The organism is Kitasatospora sp. NPDC004531 (assembly GCF_053602195.1).
On sequence record NZ_JBSGDD010000143.1, the window covers coordinates 1 to 10,313 of the forward strand.

Here is a 10,313-nt window from a genome sequence, read left to right on the forward strand (position 1 = left end):
GTCCGGCGTGCCGTGCCCTGCGGGCGGCGTTCGGCGGCTCCGCGCAGCGGGCCCCTGCGGGGAGCCGGCTGCGCACCGGCACCGCGCCTTTCGGACGGGCCGGGGCCAGGGGGAGGCTCTGCGGGCAGCCCGCGAGGCGGCTTCGAGCCTGCGGGCTTCCGGCGCAGCCGGGAAGGCACTGCCTCGCGGCGGCATCGACGCCGGGGGCGCGGCTGGGAGGCGTCCGGCGTGCCGTGCCCTGCGGGCGGCGTTCGGCGGCTCCGCGCAGCGGGCCCCGGCGGGGAGCCGGCTGCGCACCGGCACCGCGCCTTTCGGACGGGCCGGGCCAGGGGGAGGCTCTGCGGGCAGCCGGTCAGCACTCGATGACGTTGACGGCGAGGCCGCCGCGGGAGGTCTCCTTGTACTTGATCTTCATGTCGGCACCGGTTTCCTTCATGGTCTTGATGGCCTTGTCGAGGGAGACGTGGTGGCGGCCGTCGCCGCGGAGGGCCATGCGGGCGGCGGTGACGGCCTTGACGGAGGCCATGCCGTTGCGTTCGATGCAGGGGATCTGGACCAGGCCGCCGACGGGGTCGCAGGTGAGGCCGAGGTTGTGCTCGATGCCGATCTCGGCGGCGTTCTCGACCTGTTCGGGGGTGCCGCCGAGGACCTCGGCGAGGCCGCCGGCGGCCATCGAGCAGGCGGAGCCGACCTCGCCCTGGCAGCCGACCTCGGCGCCGGAGATGGAGGCGTTCTCCTTGAAGAGCATGCCGATCGCGCCGGCCGCGAGGAGGAAGCGGACGATGCCGTCCTCGTCCGCGCCCGGGATGAAGTTCAGGTAGTAGTGCAGGACGGCGGGGATGATGCCGGCGGCGCCGTTGGTGGGGGCGGTGACGACGCGGCGGCCGGAGGCGTTCTCCTCGTTGACGGCCATCGCGTAGAGGGTGACCCATTCCATCGCGTTGCCGGGCCCGATGCCCTCCGCCCGCAGGGCCCGCGCGGCGGACGCGGCGCGGCGGCGGACCTTGAGCCCGCCCGGCAGGATGCCCTCGCGGGACATGCCGGCGGCGACGCACTCCTTCATGACGGCCCAGATCTCCAGCAGCCCGGCCCGGATCTCGGCCTCGGTGCGCCAGGCCTTCTCGTTCTCCAGCATCAGGCCGGAGATCGACAGGCCGGTCTCCCGGGCCAGCCGCAGCAGCTCCTCGCCGGTGCGGAAGGGGTACCGCAGCACGGTGTCGTCGGGCTTGACGCGGGCCTCGCCGATCGCGTCCTCGTCGACCACGAAGCCGCCGCCGACCGAGTAGTAGGTCTTTTCGAGCAGCACGGCGCCGGCGGCGTCGTACGCCCACAGGGTCATGCCGTTGGCGTGGTAGGGCAGGGCCTTGCGGCGGTGCAGGACGAGGTCGGTGTCGGCGTCGAAGGGGATCTCGTGGCGGCCGAGCAGGTTGATCCGCTTGTCGGCGCGGATCCGGTCGACGTCGAGGTCGGCCCGGTCGACGTCCACGGTGCGCGGGGAGTTGTTCTCCAGGCCGAGCAGGACGGCCTTGGGCGTGCCGTGGCCGTGGCCGGTGGCGCCGAGGGAGCCGTACAGCTCGGCGCGGAGCGAGGCGACCTGGTCGAGGAGTCCTTCGGTGGAGAGCCGGCGGGCGAACATCCGGGCGGCCCGCATCGGGCCGACGGTGTGCGAGGAGGACGGTCCGATGCCGATGGAGAAGAGGTCGAAGACGCTGATGGCCACGGGGTGACGTCCTTGTCTGGTCTCGTGGAGTGGTCCGCCCGGTGGGACGGTGGGCTGCGCATGGAACGGGGCACCGCGCGCACGTCTTCCAGTGTGCGCGGTGCCCCGGGGGTTCCGGGCGGCCGCCGGGTCGCGGCGGCCGTCGGGAGGGTTACAGCTCGGGGTACAGCGGGTGCTTGGCGGCGAGCGCGGTCACCCGGGCCTTGAGCGTCTCGGCCTTGGCGGCGTCGAAGCCCGGCTTGAGGGTCTCCGCGATGACGTCGGCGACCTCGGTGAAGTCCTCGGCGCCGAAGCCGCGGGTGGCCAGCGCCGGGGTGCCGATGCGCAGGCCGGAGGTGACCATCGGCGGGCGCGGGTCGTTCGGGACGGCGTTGCGGTTGACGGTGATGCCGACCTCGTGCAGGCGGTCCTCGGCGTCCTGGCCGTTGAGCTCGCTGTTGCGCAGGTCGACCAGCACCAGGTGGACGTCGGTGCCGCCGGAGAGGACGGAGACGCCGGAGGCGGTCACGTCGTCCTGGAGCAGGCGCTCGGCGAGGATCTTCGCGCCTTCCAGGGTGCGGCGCTGGCGGTCCTTGAACTCGTCGGTGGCCGCGACCTTGAAGGCCACCGCCTTGCCGGCGATGACGTGCTCCAGCGGGCCGCCCTGCTGGCCGGGGAAGACCGCGGAGTTGATCTTCTTGGCGAACTCGGCCTTGGACAGGATGACGCCGCCGCGCGGGCCGCCCAGGGTCTTGTGGGTGGTGGTGGTGACCACGTCCGCGTACGGCACCGGCGAGGGGTGCAGGCCGGCGGCGACCAGACCGGCGAAGTGCGCCATGTCGACCATCAGCAGGGCGCCGACCGAGTCCGCGATGCGGCGGAACTCGGCGAAGTCCAGCTGGCGCGGGTAGGCGGACCAGCCGGCGATGATCAGCTTGGGCTGGTGCTCCTTGGCGAGGCGCTCGACCTCGGCCATGTCGACCTGGCCGGTCTTCTCGTCCACGTGGTACGCGGCCACGTTGTAGAGCTTGCCGGAGAAGTTGATCTTCATGCCGTGGGTCAGGTGACCGCCGTGGGCCAGGTTCAGGCCCAGGATGGTGTCGCCCGGCTGGATCAGCGCGAACATCGCCGCGGCGTTCGCCTGCGCGCCGGAGTGCGGCTGCACGTTGGCGTGCTCGGCGCCGAACAGCTCCTTGACCCGGTCGATGGCGAGCTGCTCGACCACGTCGACGTGCTCGCAGCCGCCGTAGTAGCGGCGACCGGGGTAGCCCTCGGCGTACTTGTTGGTGAGCACCGAGCCCTGGGCCTCCATGACCGCCACCGGGGCGAAGTTCTCGGAGGCGATCATTTCCAGGGTGGTCTGCTGGCGGTGCAGCTCGGCGTCGACCGCGGCGGCGATCTCCGGGTCGAGCGCGTGGAGGGACTGGTTGAGAACCGTCATGAGGGGGTCTCCCGGTCAGGCGCCGGTGAAGGCGGTGTAGCCGTCGGCGTCGAGCAGCTCGTCGGTCGCCTCGACCCGGACCTTGAACAGCCAACCGCCCTCGAAGGGCTCCGAGTTGACCAGGGCCGGGTCGTCGATGACCTCCTGGTTGACCTCGGTGACCTCGCCGGTGGCGGGGGAGAAGAGGTCGCTGACCGACTTGGTGGACTCGAGCTCGCCACAGGTCTCACCGGCGGTGACGGTGTCACCCACCGCGGGGAGCTGGACGTAGACGATGTCGCCGAGGGCGTCGGCCGCGTGCGCGGTGATGCCGACCGTCGACACCCCGTCCACGGCGGCGGTCAGCCACTCGTGCTCCTTGGTGTACTGCAGGTGCGTGGGGTTGCTCATGACGTCATTCTCCAGGATCGCAAGAGGGGAGGGCACGGCCGTCCGCTGGGCGGACGTACCGGAAAGAGCTGCTCGGACAGCAGGTGAAGGGCCGACGGAGGGTCAGCGGGCGCGCTTGTAGAACGGCAGCGCGACGACCTGGACCGGCTCGGCCTTGCCGCGCACGTCCACCGCGACGGTGGTGCCCGGCTCGGCGTGCGCGGCGTCCACGTACGCGATGGCGATCGGCTTGCCCAGGGTCGGGGACGGCGAACCGGAGGTGATCCGGCCGATCACGGCGCCCTCGGCGTCCACCACCGCGTACTCGGCGCGCGGGACGCGGCGGCCCTCGGAGACCAGGCCGACCAGCTTGCGCGGGGGGTTGGCCTCGGCTGCGGCGGCGGCCTCCTCCAGCGCCTTGCGGCCGACGAAAGCGCCGTCGTTGGTGGTCTTGTCGAAGCGCACCACCCGGCCCAGGCCGGCGTCGAACGGGGTCAGCTCGGTGGACAGCTCGTGCCCGTACAGCGGCATGCCGGCCTCCAGGCGCAGCGTGTCGCGGCAGGACAGGCCGCACGGGACCAGGCCCTCGGCGGTGCCGGCCGCGGTCAGCTCGGTCCACAGGTGCTCGGCGTCGGCGGGGGCGCAGAAGATCTCGAAGCCGTCCTCGCCGGTGTAGCCGGTGCGGGCCAGCCAGACCTGGCGGCCGGCCACGGTGGCGGGCAGCAGCGCGTAGTACTTGAGGCCGGGCAGGTCGGCGTCGGTCAGCTTGGCCAGGATGCCGTTCGCCTCCGGGCCCTGGACGGCGAGCAGCGCGTAGGCGTCGCGGTCGTCGCGGACGACGGCGTCGAAGCCGGCGGCGCGCTCGGTCAGGGCGTCCAGCACCACCTGGGCGTTGGAGGCGTTGGCGACCACCAGGTACTCGTCCTCCGCGGTGCGGTAGACGATCAGGTCGTCCAGGATGCCGCCGTCCTCGCGGCAGATCATGGTGTAGCGGGCGCGCAGCACGCCGAGCGCGGAGATGAAGCCGACCAGCGCGTGGTCGAGCAGTTCGCCGGCCTGCGGGCCGGAGACGGTGATCTCGCCCATGTGCGACAGGTCGAACAGGCCGGCCTTGGTGCGGACGGCGAGGTGCTCCTCGCGCTCGCTGCCGTAGCGCAGCGGCATGTCCCAGCCCGCGAAGTCGGTCATGGTGGCGCCGAGCGAGCGGTGCAGCGCGTCGAGCGCGGTCAGGCGGAGGGACACGACAGGACTCCCGGGATCTGGAAACGGGCAGGCTGGGGCGAATCTCCCCGTCTGTCGTCGAACCTGAGAGCTTCACCGCATCCCGGACAGGATGGCGGTTTGCACCGTGGGTGGGCGCACGGCAGGGCCGTGTCCACTTTCCAGATCTGCCTCGCCCGGGCGGTAGGGGGGCCTGAGAGATTCCGGGGAGGACTTGCTCCTTCGGCGCCGGTCGCGACCGGGTGACGGTCGTTCCGGCTCTCCCGCGCGGGTTCGAGCGGCCGGTATGAAGTTTGGGCGGGCCCATCATGGCACGCCGGGAGCCGCTGGTGGGAGTGGGGACGGGTCACAGTTCGGCCCGGGCGTCCGCCCGCGCCGCTAACCTGATCGCAACCGTGAGTGTGGAGGGGCGAGATGGGGTTCCCGCTGGGTCAGGTTCCGGAGAGCGGGAGCTGGCCGGCCAACGAGCTGGAGCAGGTGCTGGTGGCTGCGCTGGGCGATCCGGGGGCGACGCCCCGGGTGATCGAGGTGCTGGCGCGCAGTCAGGTGTGGATCCCGCTGCCGTCCGGCGCCGATCCACAGTCCGGCGAGCTCGACCTGCCGACGCTGGAGCTGGCGGGCGCGCCCTACGTGCCGGTGTACAGCTCGCAGGAGGTGTACCTGCAGCACGCGCCCGGCATCCCGTTCGCGATCGCCCCGATGTGGGAGTTCGCCCGGGGCCTGCCGCTGGGCGTCGGCGTCGCGGTCAACCCGGAGGCGCAGGTGGGCATCCCGGTGCCGCCGGAGGGCGTCGGGGAGCTGCGGCGCGGGCCGCGCGGCGAGCAGTGGGAGGCGCAGGGCGTCACCGAGGGTGCCCGGGTGGCGCTCAAGGAGCCCGAGCCGCACCAGGAGCCGTACGCCTTCCTGGCCGCCGCCACCGGTGAACTCGCGGCGCTGCCGGGTGTGTTGACGGCCCGTCGGGCGCTGGCCCGGGTGGAGGGCGAGTCGACGCTGCTGTACATCGGCGTCCAGCTGGACCCGGCGGCGCCCGCCGACCCCGGCGACGTCAACCTGGCGCTCGGCCGGGCGCTCGGAACCGCGCCGCCGAGCTGGGGCGTCCACCTGGTGCTGCTCGACCTGGTCGCGGACCCGGTGGTGGACTGGCTGCTGGGGCGGGTACAGCCCTTCTGGACGCGGCCGTGAATCCGCGGGGATCCGGTACGGCGGCATGACGGCTGTCGGGCGCGCCCCATAGGGTTGCCCCGGCCCACCGGAGCGCGGTGGACGGCGGACGAGGGAAGTCGAGAAAGAGGGCGGCGACGTGACGGGAGCAGCCGGCGACCCGGGCGCGATCGAGCGCGCCCTCGCAACGGTCGCACCGGAGCGCTGGGAGGCGTACGAGGGGTTGCTGCGCGCCCTCGCGGGCGGGCAGGTCTGGATGCTGCTGTGGCACGGCAGCCCGGGCAGCCCGGACGCCCAGTACGGGAACATGGACGTCGGCGGGCACGGCTACGCGCCCTGCGTGACCTCCCCGGGGCAGCTGGCCTCCAGCGGCTGGACGCGCGGCCACGAGGTGGTGTCCGGGCCGGAGATCGCCGGTTCGCTCTACCGCTCGCGCTGGGGCCTGTGGCTGGATCCGCACCGCCCGGGCGGCGGCGTCGGCGTGCCCTGGGCCGATCTGCGCCGGATCGCCGTCGGCCTGGACCGGGTGCCGGCCGGGCCGCTGCGGATCTCCGAACCGGCCGTGCAGGCACCGCAGTTCTTCACCGTGCTGGACCAACAGGCCGCCGAGGTGCGCCCGTTGCGCGCGCTGTGGCGGGCCTGGGTCCAACCCGTGCTCGGCGAGCCCTACTTGGCGATCGGCCTGGACCTGTACGACGCCTCGCCGCCGGCCGTGGAGGCCGCCCGCGCGCTGGTCCAGCGGGCCGCCGCGCAGGCCCCCGAGGGGCCGGCCGTCTCCACCGTGCTGATGGCCGACGAGTTCGACCCGGTGGTGATGTGGCTGTGCGCGAACGCCCGCCCGTTCTTCGACCGGCAGGGCGCGCCCGGCCCCTACCCGACCGGTTTCGGTTACGCAGCGCAACCGCCGACCGGGCCCGCGCCGGGCTGGCCGCAGCCGCAGTGGCCCGGATATCCGGCCCGCTGACCGTTTCCTGACGAACCGCCACAAAGCCCCCGTACGCGCCTCCGTGGAGGCGGGCGGGGGTTTTTCGCCGTTCCCGGTTCTACGCGCGGCGCCAACCGTGCCACCTGGCGTTTCCCCGCCACTGGCGGGGTGTCGTCAATGTGCCCCTTGACGTCCGTGTGACCCCTGTGTGAAGAGCGATATGCCAGCGCAACGGTTGTGCATGCGAGCAGATCACAGTTAGGCATCCTTCGTCATGAGGGTCTTCCGTCGGGTACATCCCATGACAGAGAGTGCTGCCCAATGCGGAGCGCGGGACGATCCTCACGAAGGTGAACGCGCCGCCGCCACAGCATGAACCGCACGATGCGCATCTCCGTGCGGCAGCACCATGCGCGCCGGGGCAATCCTCCCGGCGTCCACGGCACCACCCCGCAACGCCCTGCTTGCCAAACGCACTTCTGCACCGCCGCATCGGCACCCGGCACCACCGCAACCGCTCTGCCTTCCGCACCAAACGCGACTCCGTGGGCCGGCCACCGTCGGCGAGGGGAACGAACTGACTCATGACCACACCCACCGAGACCTCGGGTCCGCCGGCCGGCGCGCAGCCTGACGGCGCGTCAATCTCCGAGCCGGCCAAGAAGATCGAGGGACGCTCGCCGGGCCGGATCGCCTGGGACCGCCTCAAGCGCGACAAGGTCGCGCTGGCCGGCGGTGCCGTGGTGATCCTGCTGGTGCTGGCGGCGATCTTCGCGCCGGTGCTCACCTCGCTGTTCGGACACCCGCCGAACGAGCCGCACGCCGACCAGATCAACCCTGATCTCGGCCTGCCCAAGGGCGCGTTCGGAGGTATGAGCAGCGACTTCCTGCTGGGCGTCGACCCCACCTTCGGCCGTGACGTGTTCTCCCGCATCCTCTACGGTGCGCGGATCTCGATGCTGGTGGCGCTCGGCGCCGCCGTGCTGTCGGTCTGCATCGGCGTGGTCATGGGCGTCATGGCCGGCTACTTCGGCGGCTGGGTGGACGCGTTCATCAGCCGGATCATGGACATCCTGCTGGCCTTCCCGCAGCTGCTGTTCAGCATCGCGCTGGTGTCGGTGATGCCCACCTCGGCGTTCGGCATTCCGGACGAGTGGCTGCGCCCGATGATCCTGGTCTTCGTCATCGGATTCTTCGGCTGGCCCTACATCGGACGCATCGTCAGAGGCCAGGCCATGTCCCTGCGCGAACGGGAGTTCGTGGACGCGGCCCGCAGCCTCGGCGCCGGCCGGACCCACATCCTGTTCCGCGAACTGCTGCCCAACCTGGTGGCGCCGATCCTGGTCTACGCGACCCTGATCATCCCCACCAACATCCTCAACGAGGCGGCGCTCAGCTTCCTCGGGGCCGGTGTCCGCCCGCCCACCGCCTCCTGGGGGCAGATGCTCTCCGACGCGGTCCGGATCTACGAGGCGGACCCCACGTACATGGTCGTTCCCGGCCTCGCCATCTTCATCACCGTGCTCGCCTTCAACCTCTTCGGTGACGGCCTGCGCGACGCGCTCGACCCCAAGGGCAACTGAGCCCGCGACTCTGGAGGTTTCCCAACCCATGAAGCGAAACAGGACGCTCGCGGTCGCCGCCCTCGCGGCCACCCTCGCGCTCACCGTCTCTGCCTGCGGCGGCGGCAAGGAAGAGGGCAACGGCGACAACACCACCGGTGCCGGCTTCAACGCGGCGGTCGACAAGGTGGTGAACCCGTCCGACAAGAAGGGCGGGACGCTCAACATGTGGACCACCACCGACGTGGACTCGCTCGACCCCGCTCGCGCGTACTACGCCTCGGTGTGGAACTACGAGCGCTTCTACACCCGCACCCTGCTGGCCTTCGACGGCAAGCCGGGCAAGGCGGGCCTGAACCTGGTCCCCGACCTGGCCACCGCCAAGCCGGAGATCTCCGCGGACGGCAAGACCTACACCTTCAAGCTGAAGCCGGGTCTGAAGTTCGAGGACGGCTCGGTCATCACCTCGAAGGACATCAAGTACGGCATCGAGCGCATCTTCGCGCAGGACGTCATCTCCGGCGGCCCGACCTACCTGATCAACGAGCTGGACCAGGGCCAGAAGTACACCGGCCCCTACAACGACACCGACCCGAACAAGCTCGGCCTGCGGACCGTCCTGACCCCGGACGACAACACCATCATCTTCAACCTGGCCAAGCCCAACTCGGACTTCCCGTACCTGCTGGCCATGGGCTCCGCCGCCCCCGTCCCGCAGAAGCTGGACACCGGCGCCCAGTACGGCCAGAAGCCGGTCTCCTCCGGCCCGTACAAGTTCAAGTCGGCCGAGCCGGGCAAGCTCTACGAGCTGGTCCGCAACGAGCACTGGGACCCGGCCTCCGACCCGTTCCGCAAGGCGCTGCCGGACGTCGTCAAGCTGACCGTCACCACCAACGCCGACGACATGGACTCCCAGCTGCTGGCGAACACCGCCGACCTCGACTGGGCGCAGACCGGTCTGTCGCAGGCCGCCCAGGTCAAGGTGCTGCAGGACGACGCGCTGAAGGCCAACACGGACGACCCGTACAACGGCTTCATCCGCTACGTCAGCCTCGTCCCGTCGGTCGCCCCGTTCGACAACCCGCACTGCCGCAACGCGGTGCTGTACGCGGCCGACACCACCGCCCTGCAGACCGCCCGCGGCGGCTCGGTGGCCGGCTCGGTCTACGGCTCGATGCTGCCCCCGAACATCCTCGGCTCGGACGACTACGACCCGTACAAGCTGACCCAGGGCAAGCCGAACATCGAGAAGGCCAAGGAAGAGCTGAAGGCCTGCGGCAAGCCCGAGGGCTTCCGGACCAACATCGCGGTGCGCGGCAACAAGCCGAAGGAGGTCAACTCCGCGGTGGCCCTGCAGACCGCCCTCAAGGCCGTCAACATCGACGTCACCGTCCAGCAGTACGACGGCAAGCTGATCGCCTCCGAGATCGGCGCGCCCGACGTCGTCAAGTCCAAGGGCTACGGCCTGATCGTGATGGGCTGGGGCGCCGACTTCCCGACCGGCTCCGGCTACATGCAGCCGCTGATGGACGGCCGCTTCATCCCGAGCAACGGCAACAGCAACTACTCCGAGATCAACGACCCGGAGGTCAACGCCTGGTTCGACCAGGCGCTCCAGGAGACCGACCCGGCCAAGGCCGCGGAGATCTACAAGAAGATCAACCACAAGGTGATCGACGGCGGCTACTACCTGCCGATCGTCGCCGACAAGGCGCTGAACTGGCGCAACCCGCGCCTGACCAACGTCTACATCAACCCCGCCTTCGGCGAGGTGGACTTCCAGGCCCTCGGTGTCTCCGACGGCAAGTGACCTGACCTTCCCGCTTTAGTTCGCACCGCTAGTCCGAAGGGCAGGTGAAGGCCCTGCCGGCCGTGGAGGTGGCGATCAGCGGGTGGACGAATTCGAGCCTGCCGTTGGGCTGGCTGGTGAGCACC

Annotated in this window: 8 protein-coding genes and 1 riboswitch; of the genes, 4 read left to right on the forward strand and 4 right to left on the reverse strand. The window is 71.2% G+C overall.

The features are described 5' to 3' along the window. Positions 1-352: 352 nt before the first annotated feature. The 4 genes from ACWEMJ_RS32270 to gcvT form a co-directional block, all read right to left on the reverse strand. Entirely contained in the window at positions 353-1,720 is a 1,368-nt protein-coding gene (locus ACWEMJ_RS32270) for an L-serine ammonia-lyase (RefSeq protein WP_452140691.1), read from the reverse strand. Between the two features lie 151 nt (positions 1,721-1,871). Then, positions 1,872-3,140, reverse strand: a complete 1,269-nt coding sequence (locus ACWEMJ_RS32275) for a serine hydroxymethyltransferase (protein ID WP_452140692.1) — start codon at positions 3,138-3,140, stop codon at positions 1,872-1,874. Between the two features lie 15 nt (positions 3,141-3,155). Continuing rightward, positions 3,156-3,530: a glycine cleavage system protein GcvH gene (gcvH, locus tag ACWEMJ_RS32280; RefSeq protein ID WP_452140693.1), complete on the reverse strand. Its 375-nt coding sequence runs from the start codon at positions 3,528-3,530 to the stop codon at positions 3,156-3,158. 102 nt (positions 3,531-3,632) lie between these two features. Then, on the reverse strand, positions 3,633-4,751 hold the full coding sequence (gcvT, locus tag ACWEMJ_RS32285) for a glycine cleavage system aminomethyltransferase GcvT (protein ID WP_452140694.1): 1,119 nt from the start codon (positions 4,749-4,751) through the stop codon (positions 3,633-3,635). 150 nt (positions 4,752-4,901) lie between these two features. Then, a riboswitch (glycine riboswitch) is annotated at positions 4,902-5,006 on the reverse strand. A 138-nt stretch (positions 5,007-5,144) separates the two neighbouring features. On the opposite strand from gcvT, the gene ACWEMJ_RS32290 reads away from it, so the two are divergent. The 4 genes from ACWEMJ_RS32290 (at position 5,145) to ACWEMJ_RS32305 (ending at position 10,188) form a co-directional block, all read left to right on the forward strand. After that, positions 5,145-5,912 (forward strand): enhanced serine sensitivity protein SseB, encoded by a 768-nt coding sequence (locus ACWEMJ_RS32290; RefSeq protein WP_452140695.1) that lies wholly within the window; start codon positions 5,145-5,147, stop codon positions 5,910-5,912. A gap of 118 nt (positions 5,913-6,030) precedes the next feature. Beyond that, complete coding sequence (locus ACWEMJ_RS32295; protein WP_452140696.1) at positions 6,031-6,855, forward strand: enhanced serine sensitivity protein SseB C-terminal domain-containing protein; 825 nt, start codon at positions 6,031-6,033, stop codon at positions 6,853-6,855. A gap of 545 nt (positions 6,856-7,400) precedes the next feature. After that, positions 7,401-8,399, forward strand: coding sequence for an ABC transporter permease (locus ACWEMJ_RS32300; RefSeq protein WP_452140697.1), 999 nt, complete (start codon positions 7,401-7,403; stop codon positions 8,397-8,399). A gap of 28 nt (positions 8,400-8,427) precedes the next feature. Continuing rightward, on the forward strand, positions 8,428-10,188 hold the full coding sequence (locus tag ACWEMJ_RS32305; protein ID WP_452140698.1) for an ABC transporter substrate-binding protein: 1,761 nt from the start codon (positions 8,428-8,430) through the stop codon (positions 10,186-10,188). The last annotated feature ends 125 nt before the right edge of the window (positions 10,189-10,313 follow it).